The sequence below is a fragment of the Helicobacter sp. MIT 11-5569 genome (assembly GCF_000765695.2).
Classification (GTDB): domain Bacteria; phylum Campylobacterota; class Campylobacteria; order Campylobacterales; family Helicobacteraceae; genus Helicobacter_D.
The window spans coordinates 1-18,740 of sequence record NZ_JRPB02000008.1 but is presented as its reverse complement, the minus strand read 5'-3'; the positions used below and the strand labels follow the sequence as shown (position 1 = coordinate 18,740).

Here is an 18,740-nt window from a genome sequence, read left to right as displayed (position 1 = left end):
CCTAATTATTTGGATTCTAAAACTTCCACACCTTGAATATACAATCTATGCGCTTCTTTGGCATACAAAATTAAATGTTGTGCTAAAAATGTATCAACTTTTAGTAATTTAAACACTGAAAAATCCGAAAAATTCCCTACTTTTAACTCTCCTAATGGCAATGTAGAATCCACAAATACATTACGCGTAACGCTTAATAACAGCTCCCTTGCTAGGAATTCTAAAGGCATATCTGCATAAGCAAAAAGTGCGATTCTTAGCTCATCTAAAAGCGATAAAGAATCATTAGAGCTTTTGCCATCTGTGCCAAGACAAAATGGAATCTGCGCTTTTTTAACTGCTTGTAAATCTAAATATTTATGATTTAACAAACGATTAGACTTAGGACAAGATATAATCTTCCCTTTTTGTGCTTTAATCCTTTCTAAAATCTCTCCATCTGCTTCCAAACAATGCGTAAAATACACATTTTCTATCCCATTAAAGGCTTGTAAAAATTCTTTTGCAGAATAAAAAGTTTGCACTTCTTTATGAAAAAATCTCTCATAAAACCCTTTAAAATAACCACTGCTTGACTCTAGCCATTCCTTTTCTGCATAAGATTCCAAAAAATGCACGCTCAAAGGTAAATTTTCTTTTTTTGCAACATCAAGCACTTTTTCTAGCAATTTTGGATGCACAGAATAAGGGGAATGCACCGCAACTGCTGGAATAAAACGCGCGCTAGCTTTACTTTTGGAATCCTTTAAACGCGCTAAGAAATTTTGATACAAAAAATCTAATGCTTCTATGCTTGAACCAATTGCTTCATTAAAATACATTACGCGCAAAGGAGAATTGGCTAAAACCTCCAAATCTGCTCCATGGCTTGAAATTGCTCCTATAAAACCTACACCGCTTTTTAAGCATTCTTGCAGACTTTGTTGCATAGCATTTTGCAAATCGCCTTGCATTAACACCTCTCTTTGTGTTAGCACACTATCTAGCCATTCTCCAAAATCTCCAAATTTTAAGATTCCAGCATTTTGGCTAAATTCTAAATGCAAATGCGGATTTGCTAGAGCTGGCGTTATCGCACAAGAATCATAATAAGTGCATTGTATGCCTTTGTATTTTGCACATAAATTTTCATAGGAATCTATTTCTAGGATTCTTTGTGTATCAAAACAGATTCCACCTTTTTTAATCACGCTAAATGCGCTATCACATAACACAACAAAATCTGCACCAATAATTTGCATTATGGCTTACTTTCTAAAGGTGCATTTAAATTAATATCAAGCTTATTATATGGAATCTCAATCCCTTCTGTGTCAAAACGTATTTTGACTTTTTGTAACAAATCAAGCTTTGCGTTAAGCACTTCCTCACTATTCACCCAAAAACGCACCATAAAATCTACACTACTTGCATTTAATACATCTACTCCAATAAGGGGCTTAGGGTCTTTTAATACAATTTCTTCAGCATTAAAAATCTCTTCTAAAATACTCTTTGCCTTATCCAAATCACTTGTATAAGATACGCTAAATATTAAATCCAAACGGCGTGTTGGATTTGCATTCACATTAATAATCGGCGCAGAAACAATCATAGAGTTTGGCAAAATCACAAGTTGATTGTCCAAAGTTGTAATTTTTGTTTGAAACAAATTGACTTCTTGAACCCTGCCTGTAATCGAACCAAGCGTAACAACATCTCCCTTTCTAAAATGCTTTAACACGACAATTAAGATTCCACTTGCCAAATTTGACAAGGAATCCTTAAGTGATAAACCAATCGCCAAACCCGCCGTTCCTAATACTGCAATAATAGAAGTTGTTTTTACGCCAAGATTTGTAAGTGCTGTAATGATTGCCAATACCAATATCCCCACAAATGCTACATTTTTTAAAAATCCACTTAGAGTTTCATCTTTTGTTGTTCTAACAATAAACTTTGCAACATATTTTGAAAAAACTTTGGCAACATAATAGCCAATAATAAGGATAAATAAAGCACTGACAATATTTGGCAAAAATCCAAAAAACCAATCAATAAACTTATCCCAAATTAATAGTAACTTTCCTTCCATTTTAGTCCTTTATTCTTGAAGCATAACCTCTTTACCGCCCACAAAAACCCTCTTAACCTTTCCATAGACAATCCAATCACAATAAGGGGATTCCATATCTTCAATCGCTGTTGTTGCTTTTGGGTCAAATAACACCAAATCTGCATCATAACCCTGTGCTATTAACCCTTTATGCGCAAAGCCCAATACGTTTGCTGGGTTAAAACTTAAGATTCTACTAAATTCACTAAGTGTTAAATGCTCTGTTTTGACAAGAAGCGTATAACAAAGCCCCATAAAACAAGAAATCATATCTACACCAAACGCCGCCTCTTCAAAAGCTAAGTCTTTTTGTGCGAGTGATTTTTCTGACTGCAAAGAAGTCAAAAGTGTAATATCGCCTTTTTTAAGACTTCTAACTAATTGCTTACGTGTAGATTCAGATTTTAGTGGGGGTTTAATTTTTGCAGCTGTATTGTAGTTGCTACATAAATTTTCAGTTAATAAAAGATGATGAATAGATGTTTGTAAATGCAACTCCACTTTTTGATTTTTTTCTTTATTTAGTGCGGCTTTTAGTTGTTGAACAATCTCAACACTGCGTTGCGCAGCAATTGCTAAAAACACTGCCTTAACACCCATAAAACGCGCCATCTCACTCATTTGTGCGACTTCTTTTGTCTCACTTAATGTTGGAATCGCTGGTAATCCCAATAATGATGAGAGCTCACCATCATTCATTACGCCATTTGCGCTTAATGATTCATCTTCACAAGCAAAAAACATTGGCGCATCAAACATTTCTGCAAACTCGCATGCGCGTCTTAGCAAATTGCCATCTGTATTTGATTTTGCAAAAATCCCTTTTGCTCCTTTTTTATAAAGGAGCGCAAGCTCGTTTAATCCTTTTTTGGATTCCGCATTAACAGCTTCTGCGATTCCAATAATTTCTGCTTTGAATTCTTCTTTAATAGCATTTAATAACTCTAATCCTAGCTCGCTACTTAATGTAGGTTTGCAATCTGGCATTAAAACTGCTTGTGTAATACCACCCATTGCAGCTTTATGAGAAAGTTTTAACAAATTTTCCTTACTTAAGATTCCATTGCTAACACGCGTATTTAAATCAATTGCGCCCGGTAATAAAACAAGATTTTCCGCATCTAAAACCTCTTCACCATCTCGTGGCAAAATACTTCTAATAGCCTGTGTAATCTTGCCATTTTCAATGCGCACATCCCCTCTTTGCTCTCCATTTGCATCACAAATCATTGCTCCTTTGATTATCATACGCACCCTTACTAAAATAAATTTGGCAATTATGGCAAATTTCAAGCTAAAATTTAATAAATTTAAAAATTTTTATCTCCTAATTATATTCTACTAAAATTACAGAAACAAAATAATCATACCCTAATTAATTCTATAATTAGTCCTCTAAGTAATATTCCACCGTAGAAACAACGCGCACATTTTTAATATAAGGTGTATTTTTATCGCGGTCTGAAATGCTAAACTGCCCTTGTGTTGCTCTTTTTATCTTGCCCAACTGGCTTTGAGAATCTTTAGCAAACTTTGCCGCTGCTTCTCTAGCATTAAGCGTTGCTTCTTCAATCATTTGGGGCTTTATTGCATTAAGTTGCGTATAAATATACTCCACTTCGTATTGATTAATACGAACCACAATTCCATCCATACCAAGCTTCACGATTTTTTCTAACGCTTCTCTGCCTTTTTCTACATTTTTTGTATAAATTAAAACTCTCCCAGAACCCACATAACGATAAGTTGCCTTTTGATTTTCTCCATACAATTCACTTAATCTGTCATTAACAGTAGGTGGCGCAAAGCTCATATCTTCTTTTGCTAAACCAAGTTTTTCTAAAAATTCAAAAACTTTTTCCCCATCTGCTTCTAATTCCTTATATAAAGCGTTTAAATCATTATTAGCGCGCGAAAATATAATTGGAAAAATCATAACATCTGCTTGCACTTCTTTTTCGCTAAGACCTTTAACAATAACGCTACGCTCGCCTGATTTAAAATCTTTCATCACTCTATCTGCGCTAAACCCCAGCACAACACTGCTCACTACTAAAGCAAAGCCTAAAAGCAACACACTAACTTTATCCATAGCACATCCTTAAAAATTGCTGATATTAAATTTAGATTCCAAAAATCTATTATGTATTCTACCTAAAAATTTCTCAATTGTTTGATTATGGTATCCCCGACGCGATTTGAACGCATGACCTCACGATTAGGAATCGTGTGCTCTATCCAGCTGAGCTACGAGGACATTGATAAGAGATTAAGGTGATTAAAAGCCCCCAAAGGGGACGAAGAGAGAATTATTTTTTGCCTTTTTTAGCAGCAGCAACTGCATCTTTAAGACCTTTTCCAGCCTTAAATTTTGGCACGAACTTATCTTGTGTTTTGTATTTTTTAGTTGTTCCTGGAACTGTCCCCTCTTTTCCTTTTTGAAGAACTGTTTCAAACTTACCAAAACCTACAAGCTCAATGCTTTCTTTTTTTGAAAGTGCTTTTTCAACAGCAGCAGTAAATGCACTAATTGCTTTTTCAGCTTCTTTTTTTGTTTCAAATTCTCCAACTTGTTTTACCAAGTCAACAAATTCTGATTTGTTCATTTTGAACCTCCAAATTGAATTTTAGTTAAAAACGCATTATTCTAGCACATTATTTGGAATTTTCAAGACTTTTAGACAAAAATTTTTGAATTTATTGTATTTTTATGACTTTTGCGTAAAAAATTTTACTATAGTGATTCCAATTTTTAACCATTGCCACTTATGAACTTGTAAGGAATTTTCCACTAATATTTACGATTACTTTAAAAATTTAAGGAGAATCTATGGCATTAAAAGTTGCAGTAAATGGAACAGGGCGCATTGGTTTATGTGTAAGTAAAATTTTAGGAGAACGCACAGATTTAGAGCTTGTTGCCATTAACACAACAATGCCTATTGATACGCTCGTGCATTTATTGCGCTACGATTCCGTGCAAAAAAATAGTGAAATTGAAAAGTTAAGCGATAATACAATTCGAATCGGAAAGCAAGATAATATCCAAATCATCAGCACGCGTGATATTAAAGAAACGCATTTTGGAAAATATGGCGCAAAACTCGTGATTGAATGCACAGGTGCTTTTAATGCACAAGACAAAGCAAGTGCGCATCTTTATGATGGAATTGAGCGCGTAGTGATTTCTGCTCCTGCTACGGATACACCAACTTTTGTCTATGGCGTTAATCACACAAGCTATCAAGGCGAACAAGTGATTTCTAATGCAAGCTGCACCACAAACGCCCTTGCTCCTATTGCAAAAGTGCTACACGATAATTTTACGATTCTAAGTGGTTTAATGACGACAATCCACAGCTACACAAATGACCAAAACCTTTTAGACTCTAAACACAAAGATTTGCGCCGCGCAAGAGCCGCAGCATTAAATATGATTCCAACTTCAACAGGCGCAGCAAAAGCTATTGGGCTTGTAATGCCTGAACTTAAAGGCAAGCTTAATGGTTTTGCAATCCGTGTCCCAACACCAGATGTAAGCGTAGTCGATTTAACCTGCATAACACAAAAAGCAGTTAGCAAGGATTCCATTAATACAGCCTTTGAAGAAGCAGCGAAAAGCAATTTTAAAGACCTAATCTTAGTCGATTATGAACAGAGAGTTTCGGGAGATTTTATTGGTAGCACTTATAGTAGTATTTTTGTGCCAGATTGCACCGTAGTTGTCAATGATAATCAACTCAAAGTTGTCGCTTGGTATGATAATGAATGGGGCTATTCTACGCGTCTAGTAGATATGGCGAGCTATGTAGGGCAAAGTATTTAATGATTCATTTATCAAATACTTATCAAAAATTTTCACAAAACTATTCTAATCTTTTTGAAAAAGATAATTTAGATTTATTCTTTCAAAAAGTCTTGGTCGAGCGCAATAGCCAACTTAGCGGCTATTATGATTTACCTTTTAAAGATAATCAAGAAATCTTTGATTATCTAAAACGTAATGCAGAATTTTTAGATTCTATCAATAACGTTATTGTTGTCGGTATTGGTGGAAGCTCACTAGGGACAAAAGCTATTGATGCCCTACTTTCTCATCAAAATAATCGCAAAAAAATTAAATTGCGCTTTTTAGAACACACCGACCCTATTATGATTCAAAAAGATTTGCGCCGTATTAAATACGAAGATACGCTATTTATCGTTATTTCAAAATCTGGATTAACAATAGAAACAACTTCACTTTTTAAATATATTCTTGCGCGCTTTTCCTTACTTAAAAGCGATAGAAAACATCATTTAGCTGTTATTACAGATTTAGATTCTCCTTTGCACAAATGGTGTTTGCAAGAACAAATCCAAAATATTACTATTTCTCCAAATATTGGCGGGAGATTCTCTGTTCTTAGTGCTGTTGGCTTACTCCCTTTGGCAATTTTAGGCTACGATATTCAAGCAATTTTACAAGGAGCAAAGCAAATTAGCGACAATTTCTTCATAAAACGCAAAGATAACATTCTTAAAAAAGCACTTTTTCTCACTAAAAATGAGACAATTTATCCTATCAATGTGCTATTTTCTTATTCTAGCGTATTCCGCGATTTCAATGCTTGGTATGTGCAACTTTGGGGAGAATCATTAGGCAAATTTGATACCTATCAACAAAAGCGAGGCTTAACTCCTATTGCACTTATTGGAAGTATTGACCAACATTCCTTTTTGCAGTTGATTATGCAAGGACCAGCAAACAAAACGGTTACATTCTTAAGTGTGGAAAATCTCTCACAAAAACCCCTTTATATTCCAGATATTAGCCTACAAGGTTTAGAAAGCACAGATTTTGTCAATCAAACTTCTTTTAATCGACTTCTAAAACTACAATGTATTTCTACAAAAGAAAGCATAATGTCCCAAAATGTGCCTGTTGATTCTATTATTTTAGATACGCTTAATGAACAAAGTGTGGGTGCATTGGTGTTTTATTATGAACTTCTTACTTCTTGTGTAGGAATCTTGTTACAAATTGATACATATAATCAACCCGGTGTCGAGTTTGGAAAAAAGATATTAAGAGAAAAATTTACACACTCTTAATTTTTTTTGCACTTTTTTTACCATTTTATACGTTACTTATTACAAAAAATCTTACAATTAATACACATCTAAACACAAAGGTAACTCATGGATTTCATTCAAAGCATTAAGGATAAAGCAAGAGCGAATCTAAAAACTATTGTTCTTCCAGAAACAGAAGATTTGCGCACACTAGAAGCAGCACACACAGCACTAAAAGAGGGAATCGCAAAGATTATTTTAATTGGTGATGAAAATGCTATTAAAGAGCGTGGAAAGGGGCTAGATTTAAGCAAAGCAACTTTTATCAATCCTCAAAGCTGTGACGCATTAGAATCCTATGTAGAATTATTTGTAAAACTCCGAGCACACAAGGGTTTAAGCGAAAAATCTGCACGCGCACTTTTATTAGAAAATCCTCTTTATTTTGGCGTGGCTTTAGTCAAAAGTAAAGTTGCTGATGGAATGGTAGCGGGTGCTGTAAATTCCACCGCTGATGTTTTGCGTGCGTCTTTACAAATCCTAGGAACAAAGCCAGATTCCAAACTTGTTTCTGCCTTTTTCTTAATGGTTGTTCCAAATTGTAACTATGGAGAAAATGGAATCTTTATTTTTGCCGATAGTGGTTTAGTGCAAAATCCAAATCCACAGGAACTAGCCTCTATTGCTATTGATTCTGCAAAAAGTTTTGAATCCCTTGTCGGAAAAGAAGCTGTTGTTGCAATGCTCTCGCATTCTACAAAAGGAAGTGCGAAACACCCAGATGTCGATAAAGTTATCGAAGCAACACAAATTGCAAAAGCACAAGCACCAAATATTGCGCTTGATGGAGAATTTCAACTTGATGCAGCAATTGTTCCAAGTGTCGGTAAATCTAAAGCTCCAAATAGCCAAATTGCTGGTCGTGCAAATGTGCTTGTATTCCCAGATTTAGATGCAGGTAATATTGGCTATAAACTTGTTCAAAGACTCGCTAATGCAGAAGCTTATGGACCTATCACACAAGGAATCGCAGGCGCAGTCAATGACTTATCACGCGGTTGCAGCAGTGATGATATTGTTGGCGTAATTGCTATCACCGCATTACAAGCACACCAAAATTAAAGGAGAAAAAATGGATATTTTAGTTATTAATTGTGGAAGTTCTTCCCTTAAATATCAGCTTATTAATACAGAAACAGAAGAAGTGCTAGCTTCTGGGTTATGCGATAGAATCGGAATTGCAAATGGGCAATTTAGCTACAAACCAAGAAGCGGAGATAAAACAACGCAAAATGTGGATATGCCAGACCACGAAGTGGCAGTGAAACTTGTATTAAACGCGCTCATTAATCCAAAAGATGGAATCCTAAAATCTTTAGATGAAATCAAAGCAACAGGACATAGAATCGTGCATGGCGGTGAGCATTTTACGCAATCTGCTCTTGTCAATGATGAAGTAATCCGCCACATTGAAGAATGCGCAGATTTAGCTCCACTTCATAATCCCGCGCACCTACTTGGAATCCGCGCTTGTCAAAATTTAATGCCAAATAAACCTATGGTTGCAGTTTTTGATACAGCATTTCACCAGACTATGCCTCCACGCGCATATATCTATGGTTTGCCTCATGAATATTATGAAAAATATAAAATCCGCCGTTATGGATTCCATGGAACAAGCCATAGTTATGTCTCCAAAAGAACGGCAGAATTTTTAGGAATTCCATTAGACAATTCCAAAATTATCACTTGCCATTTGGGTAATGGTTCAAGTATTTGTGCAATTGAAAATGGAAAAAGCATTGATACAAGTATGGGTTTAACTCCACTTGAAGGACTTGTAATGGGAACAAGAAGCGGAGATTTAGACCCAGCAATTATTGATTATATTGCACAAAAAGAAAATATAAGCACCAAAGAAGTCTTAAATATCTTAAATAAAAAATCTGGTGTTCTTGGAATCTCTGGATTATCTAGTGATTTTAGAGATTTATTGGCAGCCGATGAAGGAGGAAATTTAAAAGCACGCTTTGCTAGAGAAGTTTTTGCTTATCGTGTAGCAAAATATATTGGTTCTTATACAGCAGCATTGACAGGTGTAGATGCGATTGCATTTTGTGCTGGTGTGGGTGAAAATGCAAAATTCATTCGCGGAAAAATCGTTTCACATTTACAATTCTTAGGAATCACACTTGATGAACAAGCAAACCTTGATACAGTAGGCAAAGAAGGAATCATCTCTACAAAAGATTCTAAGGTTAAAGTTTGCGTGATTCCAACAAATGAAGAATTAATGATTGCGCGTGATACACGAGCTCTAGTTTTAGGAAAAACCCATAATTAAACTTAAATCCTACTTCAAGCTTAAGCCATTGAAGTAGGATTAATTTTTGCGCACGCTTCTATATATAAACCTCATCAATTCCAAATAAGTATCAATCAACAAAATATGCTTTGACGCTATAACCACGTTTGTTTGCTAATTGCAAACTTGGACCTTCAAAAACAGTAGCATTTGGAATTTTTTCATTAATAGAACGGATTGCATTCCATGCTCTAAAACTTGCTAAACCCTCTTGTTTAAGCTCTGGAGAAAGCCCACGATAAGGATTTGTATCTACGATTCCTTGCACTTCAAAAGCAACAACGCGTTTATCATTTTGCAATTCTTTATCTACTTTTGTAGCAATAGATAACAAACAGCTTTTTGGAATATCCCATTTTCCAATTTCCATAGAAAAACACTCTGTAATAATTTGTCGTTTTGGTTTAATGGTGTAGCGCAATTTTGCCGTTGTGTTTTGTTTAGAATCTTGAATTTCTTTAACAGAAGTATTTAGCCCTTCTAAAGAATGTGCAAGGTTTTCTAGCTCACGCTCTTTTTGATAAAGCGCGTTCTGCAATCGTCTAATCTCATCATCTTTAGCATAAGTTGCAACCATATTAGAATCTTGTGTAGAATCCAAAGTAGAATTTTGCATAACCCCTCCCAAAATATTTTGAGCTTTGCTAAGGAGTGCTTGTCCGCTGGGTTGATTTAAGAAGTAATATCCACCGCCTAAAATTAATAGAATCAGCACAACAATGAGTGTCAAAAGAGGCAAAAAGCTACTCTTCTTGATATCTTGAGAGCTCTCTACTAAAACTTCTGGTAATATTTCTGATTTTCTGGATTCTACTTTTCTTGAAAACTCTTGAGTTTGTTGATTATTTTTAGATGTATCAGACATTTTCTCTCCTTATGCGACACGTTTAAAGTTAGTTTTAATATTTTCATATGCCTCATTGATTAAGCGAAATTTTTCAGCATAGCCATCAATAATTTTTTTATCTTGTCCATAAACATTATCTGGGTGATAGGTTTTAGCAAGCTCAATGTAGCGATTCTTCACACATTCAAAATCATCATTATAGCCGCACCCTAAAATTTTATAACTTTTTTTAAGCAATTTTTCTTCTTTAGTTAAATATTCCTCAAAACATTCAAAAGTATTGTGTGTCTTAAAAGTCTCATAATCAAAGTCCAAGACAATATTATGGATAATTTTTACAGAAATTGCCCCAATAAGCTTCTCCCAAAAATAAGGGCTAGAAGAATCTAAAAAAATTTCTTGTTTTGTGTAGCTCAGTAAAAACTCTCTAAAAAGTGAGCTTAAATAACGTCTAGCAAGACGATTTGGGCGGCTTAATTTTAAGCAAACTTGAGAATCCCCAAAAGAACTTTGGATAATTTGCAAAGAAACAACAATATGTTCTAACACCGCACGATTTTCTACCATTTTAATACGAATAGGAAGATAACTACTATCAATAATCCTTTGAAAATCTGGATTCCCTTTTTTTGCTTCATCTTGCATTGCGACATGGTAAGCCCAATTCAAAAAATAATCCTTTTTATAACGTTCTCCATCGTCTAAAATAAGCACAGAGCTTGATAAACGATATGCTTTGGAAAAATGTTTATAAGCAAAATCTACCGCACGTTTTAAAAACTGCGATTCTTTTTCAATGCTGATTTGAATGTATGGCTCTAAGAGCTCTACCTTCATTACATTCCTTTGTTTTTAAATTCCTAATTTGTGCTATTTCTAGCACTTTTCAAGATATTAAAGCAATTTTGGTTCCACCTTTTCAAAGTGTTAGAGATTGCGCTTGAATTTCCTTTAGGTTTTGTAGAATTTTATCCACTTCTTTCTTAAGCATAAAAGAAACTTGTGTAATTAGCTGGATTTTAGATTCTGTGGTTTGCTCGCTTCTCTCTAAAAACTGCGCATAGGCTTTATTTAAGGAATTCATTGGACCAAAAAGTCGTGCTTGAAATTGCTCAAAACAAAACGCTTCATTGAGTGATTCACGCACATTTTCAAGCGTTGGATTAAAAAGTGCAAATTCTTCTTGATTTTCTTGATGTTTAGAAATTGCGTTTTTAATTTTTAAATCAAGTCGTGTTAGCGTCAAATCAATAGCATTATTGTAATTTAGGGACAAAAAATTACTAAGCACATTAAGCTCACTACGCAAAAAAGAAGTAACAATAAGAGCATTATTATTAAAATCTGTCAAAATATTTTCATAGCAATGTTGCGCAAAATGGTATAAATTTTGCAAAGATTGGCTTTGTGGAGCGACAAGATAAAGTTCAAGGGATTTTGGAGCAGAATCTTGCCAAGTGGAAACTTTTTGCGCTAAAGAGTTTGTATTTTGGTGGATAGAATCTATAAACAAATCTAAGAAATTTTTGATTTTTACGCTAATGGCTTTATAATCTTTAACAAGCTGCGTATCTTGATTTTGCAAAGCAATACGGATTTTTTCTAAAGGCAGAATCGTAACTTCTTTGTTTTGCGTTGTGGATTTTGTGCCTAGAAAAGTCTTTTTACTTTGATTAAAATCAATACTTTGTTTTTCTAAAGCATTAAAAATCTTTTGTGCTAAACTATCAAGCAGCATATCTAAATTTAAATACAATTCATTAAAAATCTTTTGTTCTTGTGCTTTAGAAATGCCACATTTTTGGGCAAATTCAATATTACTTTGCTGCAAAATATTTTGAAGATTTTTGTAATTTTGGTTAATTTTGTGATATTGCAAATGCAAAAGAACATGCATTTCTTTTAAACGTTTAAGAGTGCTATGCGATTTTGCAAGATTAGCTTTTGGCTTAATCGTTTGATTTAAAAAATCAAAGATTAAAGGCATATTGGAATCTTGCATTAAATGTTTAAAATCCTCTTCTTTGGAAGATTGTGCATTGATTTTTTCTTGAGTATCACAAAAAAGCGCATTTAATCTTTGCAGAGATTCTTGAATACTTAGAGTGGAATCTGTGCGCTTTAAGGCAATATCTTGAATGCTATGCGTTAAATTCAAGAGCGAAGTTTCAAAGAATTTTTCTTTGGTATTTAACCTTGCCTTTAAAGCAAGTCTAGCAGAGATTGGAATCACACTAGAAAAAATTCCCTCAAACGCGCTTTTTGCATATTCTACACTTGTTTGAATTTCTTCCTCATTTTTTAGACGATCTTTTTGGTTTAACACGCATAAACTTTTTTGTGCAAAATGCGAGCTAAAATCTTTCAAAAGTGCTTTTTCACTATTTTTCCCTGCATTATCAATCAGCGTTAGCCAAATGATTCCATCAACTTGTTCTAAGACTTTTAATGTCGCATGCGTATCATCAGAATTTTGAGAATTAAAGCCCGGAGTATCCAAAAAATTAATCTCTTTTAGTAGAAAAATCGGGGCATACAAACAAAAATAATCAATGTTTTTTGAATTTTCACGTGTGAGTTTGTGTAAAAATTCTACATTTTGTAAGACTTTTTTGCCATCTTTATAAAGAATCTCTAAAATATAATCCTCTCCATAGCAAATTTTACAAACTTTTGAAGTAATGGGCGTAATGCCTGTGGGCAAAATATCTTGCCCTAAAAGCGCGTTTAAAAATGTGCTTTTGCCACTTGAAAATTGCCCGATAATTGCAATTTGCATAGGTTCTGTGCTTTTTTGCTCTAAACTTTCAAAAAAACTTAGATTATAATCATTGGAATTTAATCGATTCTGACAACGGACAATAAGCTTTTGCGTGGGAGATTTTTGCTCAAATTTTTCTTGTAAAGTTTTGCAATCTTGAATATAGGATTTAAGCATCATTTCCCCTTGTTGTGTAGTATTGTAAAGCATTGAGAGATTGTAAGTTTTCTTCTAATAAATGCACCATTTGCTTTAGTGTTTGTTCGCGCTCTTGTTTTTGAGCGGTATTAGAATGCAGATTATTAATTGCATTTTGCAAAATATTTTCTTTGGATTTTAAATCTAACTCTAATTGTTGTTGTGCAGTATTTAAAAGACCTTCAAAGTGCGTAATATACTCATTTTCTAGCGCATTACTTTGATGGATTAAAGCACTAATAAATTCTAAAAATCCTTCTTTAAAATCTGTTTCAAGAGTGCTTTTTAATGCGTCTTTTTTATTTTTATTAAAAGATTTTGCAGTTTTTATTACTCTATTTAGAATCTTAGCCTTTGTTTTTTGCAATAAAATGGGGTTTAGATGAAGATTAAAATCTTTTTTTTGCACAATCTCATCGTCATTTTTCAAAATACTCTCCAAATGCGTCTGAAGTTGTAAAGAGAGTTGCGTAATTTTCTTCTCAACACTTTGTGCGCTAAAGCGTAAAATCTCGCTCAAAAGGTCTTTTAGCCCTAAATCTAGCAAATATTCTAAACGCTCATTGCTTGGGATTCTGCCTTTTTCATATTCATAAATAATATCAGCATACACACGCTCATTTAAAAGGTTTTGGGCATTTTGTAATTTTTGGTCAAGCTGATTTTGCAGAGTTGCTGAAAACTCTTTGCATTGCAGTTTTGCAGAATCTAGCGCATTTTTTGCAGAATCTAGCGCATTTTGACTCTGTTCTTTTTCTTTTTTTGCATTGATGATTTGCGATTCCACTTCTTCTTCTTTAGCAAATAACAAATTTTGCTCAAGCAAAATTGCTTTTTCAATATCATGATACACACGCTTAAAGCCTTGCGCACATAGATAAATAATATCTTTTGCTTTTGTGCTATTTTTTCCTAAAAGTGTTTGATTAAGATACGCAATTAGCGCATTAAAGTTAGAATCCTCCAAATTATAGCCCAATTCTTCTGCCTTTTTAGGGTCGCTTTGACAAATTAAAGCAGGATAACTTGCAAGAGCGATAAAATCCAAACGCTCAAAAAGAAGTTCTATATCGCTATTATTTTGGGAGTTTTTAAGTGCCGCTTTAATGCTTTGTTTTGTATAGTCTAAAGCTGCTTGCAAGTCTTTTTGCTCAAGCAAATCTGCATGTGTGAGCAAAATAAGGATTCTTGATAAATTTGCATTTTGCAAGGCTTGCAAAATAAAATCTCTATCAATTTGTGTGGCACTTTGTGCTGCATTCATTGCATGGATTAGCAAATCACAATTTAAAAGATAATTTTTTGTAATTTCTTCACGCTGAATAATCGGGTCATCAAGTCCCGGAGTATCCACAATATCGACATTATTTTCTAAAAATTTTAACGGAGTAAAAAGAATCGTTTTTTTAATCAAATTACAAATTTTACTTGGGTGATTTGCAGAAGTGTATTTAGGAAGCTCATCAATAGAGATTTCTAAAGTGTATGTGGAATCTTGCACATATTCTTTAAAAGCTACGTTAAATTCTGCATTGTTAAAGAGTGCTAAAAGCGCAGATTCTTCCATTGTTGATTTCAAATCTTCCCATTCTTGCGTATTCCAAAAACTCACGCGCGCACTTGGAGTTTTAGCATATTTTAAAATCGTAAGGCTTGCAGTTTCTGGAATCGTAGAGCTTCCTAAAATCTCTTTGCCTAAAAGTGCGTTTAAAAGTGTGCTTTTGCCAGAGCTTAAAACTCCTGTAATTCCGATAGAAAAATGCTGATTTTGCACTTTTTGCAAAAGGGATTCCAAAGGGGCTAAATTTGAAAGCAAATATGTAAAATCTTTTGCAATGTGCGTTGTTAGCACATCTTTTTGTGATTGAAGAATTTTTAAACTTTCATCTAAAAAATCTTCTATGAGTTTTTGCGAGATTGTTTGTTTGGAATCTTGAGTGGAATCACTTGCTTCTTTTTGTGCAATTTTTGTTGCAATGATGGCATTAAAATATGCTTTAATAGAATCTAAAACTTCGCTTTGTGTGAGATTTTCGCGTTCTAAAATTTCAAAATTTAAAAGTGTGTTTTTAAGAATCTCTTGTGTGGCTTTTGGTTGCTTTAAAAATGCCTTTTGCACATTTAAAAGCAAAGTGTATTGCACTTGCAAAATTCCTTTAAAGCTTAAAGTTTTGCAATATTTCTCACAAAGTTGCTGGAGAGTTTCACTCTGCCAAAAAGTGTTAAAACCTTGCATATCAAGGCTAAGAAAAATTGCTAAAATTTCGCTTGCGTTACTTTGTTCTAAAATGTGCAAATTCCCCAAAGGGACGACTTCTTTATAGTAATCTTGAAAATGCTCTTGAAATGTTGTTAGATTTTGTTCCATTAATTTCCTTTAAAGATTTTACGATAAGCATAAAATAGCCACGCACTCCCAAATAAGATTCCACTTAATGCAAAACACAAAACTTCCCACCCAAAAGCTTTATATAAATAGCTAGGCAATGTTGTGCCAAAAGTCCCACCTGTGTAATAAAATGCTAAATACAACCCATTTGTAATGCCTTTTTTCTCTCTTTGAAGACTATTAACAAAGCCTGAAAGCACAGAGTGAGCGATAAACATTCCAATACAAAGCACAAAAACAGAAAAAAACATCCACCAAAAATCTGGAATCAACATTAATAGTGGTGCTGCACCAAAAATAATAAATCCTAGCACAATCGCGTTTAAAGAACCTTTTGCAATTTTTGTGATATAACTTGCAAGAAGTGCTGTAACAATCCCGATACTATACCCTGTGTATAAAAATCCAATTTTTGCCGTAGAAATATTTGGGTCAATAGCTTTAATTTCAAAAGGCATTAAATTTAGCGCACCTTGAAAACAAAATAATACCAAAAAAGCACCCATATAAAGCAAAGCGTAACGCTTATCTTTCAAAAAATCTACAAAAATTCTTGGTGTAATCTTCGTGTGATTTAGCTTAGTGCTTTTAGGAAGATAATACGACATAAACGCAACACCTAACGTCATAATGCCCAAAAGTGCAAAAGTTACCTGCCACGAAAAAAGAGAAGTAATAAGCCCACTACCTATACGCGAGAAAGCTCCCCCAAATATAGTAGAAGCAACATAAATACTAATAACTTTTTGCATATTTTGTGTATCTAGGCGTGTGGCTGTTGTTAGTGTAGCTGTAAGTGCTGCTGGAATGATTAAAGCTTCTAAAATGCGTAAAGTCAAAAAGGTGCTGTAATCTTGCGCAAAACAAAGCAAACACTGAAAGATTCCAATACAAGTTAGTGCAGTCGTTAGAATAATGCGCGTATCAAATTTTTCTAGCAAATATCCATACACAATAGGTGCAACAGCAAGAGCCAAAAGCACAACAGATGTGAAAAGCGTAACTTGCGCAATAGAGATTTCAAAAATTTCTGCCAAAAGTGGTTGGATAGGCTGCGTAACATACAGACTAGAAATTGTAACCATTGCACTTAGCACAACAACAAGTAAAGTGTAGTTTTTCAAGCGTTTAATTCCTTTTCGTTTAGATACAATTTTAGGACAAAAAAGTTAAAAATATTGTAAAGTTTGTTCTTCTTAATATTTATCCAAAAAACGCTATTAAGTCAAACTACAAAATTTGATTCCTATTAAGTTTTTATTAGTTTTTACGATATTATTCTATCAAGATTTTTCATAAAAGGCAGGATTCCCAAATGGCAATTTCATTTCAAAATAATCTTTTTAACAATTCTTTTGCAAACGCATTTGACAATCTCAAACCAAGAATCGCTAAAGGACGTGATAATGGCGAGAAAACAGAAAATAACAATGCAAAAGCAGGCACGCAAGATTCCAATGTAACTACTATCAGCGACAAATCTAAACAAAGCGTTTATAATATCAGCCCGGTAATGGATAAAGGTATGAGTGGTTTAGCGAACTTAATCCTAAAAAACCTAGATGACGCAATCAAAGCCGGGGATGATGAGTATGTAAAATCCACGCTAGATATGATTGTAGCAAACTCCAAACTACCCGTTTCAGCCGCAGATGCTCCAGGAGGCTCTAAGGGTGTGGCATTTACATAGGTTCTATTTTTAATGTTAGTAGTTTTGAATTTACAGAAAGCATGACTTATAGCCTAAGTTATGATAGCAAAAGTGGCGAATACTTGGAAACCTTTGAATATTCTGCTACTTTTGTTGCAAGTTTTAATGCAGAATTTTCTGATAAAAATGGCAATAGAGTAAAAGCCCAAAGCCAACTTGCGCTTGGCAAAAACTTTGCACACCAACTCACAAACGGACAACAAGAACGCATCTCTGCCCTAAAAAACTTGTTAGAGGGGCAAACCTTTAATGTGGATTTTGATGGAGATTTAAGTAAAATTGGCGAAAATCTACAAAAAGCATTAAATAATATGCTTTTCTTATTTGAAACAAATGGCGATTCTAATGCCTTGCAAAATCCACAAAAACAAGATGTATCAAGCAATCCGATGCATTTGCTTTCTAATCTCAAAAATCTACTAAATTCTAACCTTGAAATGTTTGTTGGAATCCCAAAAGAAAACCAAAACAATCCTATTGTTTCAGATTGGCTTAAAAACCAAAATGCGCTTACAATCTCTGCTTCTTATGAAGAGCTTAATGCACAATGGGTAGGTAAAAAGCTTGATAACTCTAGTGTATTTTTTGGTTCAATGAGTGCGACAAGTGCGTCTTTTAGGTTTGAAGCATGATTAGTTCTACAAAAATGAAGCTTTTACAACTTGCTATTTTTAGACTAGATAGCGAATTAAGGTGGGATACAAGGAAAGCAAAAACAAGAGAAAAAGAAACAAAGAGTGAGATTCTTTTAGATTATAAGGCGTTACTTACATTAAAAACTATAATAAAACAAATATGATATAATTCCAAAAGCATTAATTATGAAAGGCTTTTATGACCCCACTTACTACAAGTGATACTGTTGTATGCCCTCACAATGGTAAAGTAGTTTTAAAATCCAATAATGGTAGAAGTCTAGTGATTAAGGATTCTATTAAAGCTATTACCAAAAATGACTTACTGAACGCAAATATAATTGGCTGCACAAGAACGGTTGCGGGAGTAAATGCTCCTTGTGTTAAAGTTGTAAGTGTTGAAAGTATTTCTCATTTATTAAATATCAATAATGATGATATTGTTCTTTGTGAAAAATTATATTTAAGTTTAAGTGATACAGGTTTCCCTCTATCTTTGCAAGGTAAAGCCTTTTTAGAAGATAAAGTAAATATTAAATAGTGGGGTTTTGCGTTCCCCCAACTTCTTAAAGGATAATCCCAATGATTCCAAAGGACACCCAATGAATCTTAATTCCTACCTCACCCTAACAATAAATCCCACCTCTTCTCCTTCTGTCTCCTTTAAAATCACAAAAGCCATCA

Annotated in this window: 17 protein-coding genes and 1 tRNA gene; 7 read left to right on the top strand and 11 right to left on the bottom strand. The window is 34.0% G+C overall.

Annotation, left to right across the window (positions count from 1 at the left end; all coding sequences use genetic code 11):
- Positions 1–5 precede the first annotated feature (5 nt).
- From mqnF to LS70_RS07195, 6 genes are all read right to left on the bottom strand, one after another.
- Positions 6–1,241 (bottom strand): aminofutalosine deaminase family hydrolase, encoded by a 1,236-nt coding sequence (gene mqnF / locus LS70_RS07220; RefSeq protein WP_034289443.1) that lies wholly within the window; start codon positions 1,239–1,241, stop codon positions 6–8.
- Complete coding sequence (locus LS70_RS07215; RefSeq protein WP_034289438.1) at positions 1,241–2,074, bottom strand: mechanosensitive ion channel family protein; 834 nt, start codon at positions 2,072–2,074, stop codon at positions 1,241–1,243. Before LS70_RS07215 ends, mqnF begins: the two co-directional genes overlap by 1 nt.
- Before the next feature lie 9 nt (positions 2,075–2,083).
- Positions 2,084–3,343 (bottom strand): amidohydrolase family protein, encoded by a 1,260-nt coding sequence (locus tag LS70_RS07210; protein WP_034289435.1) that lies wholly within the window; start codon positions 3,341–3,343, stop codon positions 2,084–2,086.
- Between the two features lie 139 nt (positions 3,344–3,482).
- Entirely contained in the window at positions 3,483–4,187 is a 705-nt protein-coding gene (locus LS70_RS07205) for an SIMPL domain-containing protein (RefSeq protein WP_034289427.1), read from the bottom strand.
- 88 nt (positions 4,188–4,275) lie between these two features.
- Positions 4,276–4,352 (bottom strand) — tRNA-Arg (locus tag LS70_RS07200).
- 52 nt (positions 4,353–4,404) lie between these two features.
- The gene (locus LS70_RS07195; protein ID WP_034289424.1) at positions 4,405–4,701 is read right to left on the bottom strand and encodes an HU family DNA-binding protein; all 297 of its coding nucleotides are present in this window, start codon (positions 4,699–4,701) and stop codon (positions 4,405–4,407) included.
- Positions 4,702–4,925: 224 nt separating this feature from the next.
- Here LS70_RS07195 and gap point away from each other — a divergent pair, with 224 nt between their 5' ends.
- The 4 genes from gap to LS70_RS07175 all read left to right on the top strand — a co-directional run bounded on the left by gap (position 4,926) and on the right by LS70_RS07175 (position 9,494).
- Positions 4,926–5,921 carry a type I glyceraldehyde-3-phosphate dehydrogenase gene (gene gap, locus LS70_RS07190; RefSeq protein WP_034289421.1) on the top strand — a complete coding sequence of 332 codons (996 nt, stop codon included), beginning with the start codon at positions 4,926–4,928 and terminating at the stop codon, positions 5,919–5,921.
- Positions 5,921–7,189, top strand: a complete 1,269-nt coding sequence (locus tag LS70_RS07185; protein ID WP_034289418.1) for a glucose-6-phosphate isomerase — start codon at positions 5,921–5,923, stop codon at positions 7,187–7,189. The genes gap and LS70_RS07185 overlap by 1 nt, the downstream gene beginning before the upstream one ends.
- A gap of 87 nt (positions 7,190–7,276) precedes the next feature.
- Positions 7,277–8,272 (top strand): phosphate acetyltransferase, encoded by a 996-nt coding sequence (gene pta / locus LS70_RS07180; RefSeq protein ID WP_034289415.1) that lies wholly within the window; start codon positions 7,277–7,279, stop codon positions 8,270–8,272.
- 10 nt (positions 8,273–8,282) lie between these two features.
- Positions 8,283–9,494 (top strand): acetate/propionate family kinase, encoded by a 1,212-nt coding sequence (locus LS70_RS07175; RefSeq protein WP_034289412.1) that lies wholly within the window; start codon positions 8,283–8,285, stop codon positions 9,492–9,494.
- A 91-nt stretch (positions 9,495–9,585) separates the two neighbouring features.
- Here the strand turns inward: LS70_RS07175 and LS70_RS07170 are convergent, their stop codons facing one another.
- From LS70_RS07170 to LS70_RS07150, 5 genes are all read right to left on the bottom strand, one after another.
- The gene (locus tag LS70_RS07170) at positions 9,586–10,380 is read right to left on the bottom strand and encodes a hypothetical protein (protein ID WP_052083374.1); all 795 of its coding nucleotides are present in this window, start codon (positions 10,378–10,380) and stop codon (positions 9,586–9,588) included.
- Positions 10,381–10,389: 9 nt separating this feature from the next.
- The gene (locus tag LS70_RS07165) at positions 10,390–11,199 is read right to left on the bottom strand and encodes a J domain-containing protein (protein ID WP_034289409.1); all 810 of its coding nucleotides are present in this window, start codon (positions 11,197–11,199) and stop codon (positions 10,390–10,392) included.
- Positions 11,200–11,281: 82 nt separating this feature from the next.
- Positions 11,282–13,303, bottom strand: a complete 2,022-nt coding sequence (locus LS70_RS07160; RefSeq protein ID WP_236096456.1) for a dynamin family protein — start codon at positions 13,301–13,303, stop codon at positions 11,282–11,284.
- A complete protein-coding gene (locus LS70_RS07155) occupies positions 13,293–15,689 on the bottom strand; it encodes a dynamin family protein (protein ID WP_052083372.1) in 2,397 nt (798 codons plus the stop codon). Before LS70_RS07155 ends, LS70_RS07160 begins: the two co-directional genes overlap by 11 nt.
- Positions 15,689–16,834, bottom strand: coding sequence for an MFS transporter (locus tag LS70_RS07150; protein WP_034289404.1), 1,146 nt, complete (start codon positions 16,832–16,834; stop codon positions 15,689–15,691). The genes LS70_RS07155 and LS70_RS07150 overlap by 1 nt, the downstream gene beginning before the upstream one ends.
- A gap of 191 nt (positions 16,835–17,025) precedes the next feature.
- On the opposite strand from LS70_RS07150, the gene LS70_RS07145 reads away from it, so the two are divergent.
- The 3 genes from LS70_RS07145 to LS70_RS07135 all read left to right on the top strand — a co-directional run bounded on the left by LS70_RS07145 (position 17,026) and on the right by LS70_RS07135 (position 18,597).
- Positions 17,026–17,400 (top strand): hypothetical protein, encoded by a 375-nt coding sequence (locus LS70_RS07145; RefSeq protein WP_034289401.1) that lies wholly within the window; start codon positions 17,026–17,028, stop codon positions 17,398–17,400.
- Positions 17,401–17,441: 41 nt separating this feature from the next.
- A complete protein-coding gene (locus LS70_RS07140; RefSeq protein WP_034289398.1) occupies positions 17,442–18,053 on the top strand; it encodes a hypothetical protein in 612 nt (203 codons plus the stop codon).
- Between the two features lie 202 nt (positions 18,054–18,255).
- Positions 18,256–18,597, top strand: a complete 342-nt coding sequence (locus LS70_RS07135; protein ID WP_034289396.1) for a hypothetical protein — start codon at positions 18,256–18,258, stop codon at positions 18,595–18,597.
- The last annotated feature ends 143 nt before the right edge of the window (positions 18,598–18,740 follow it).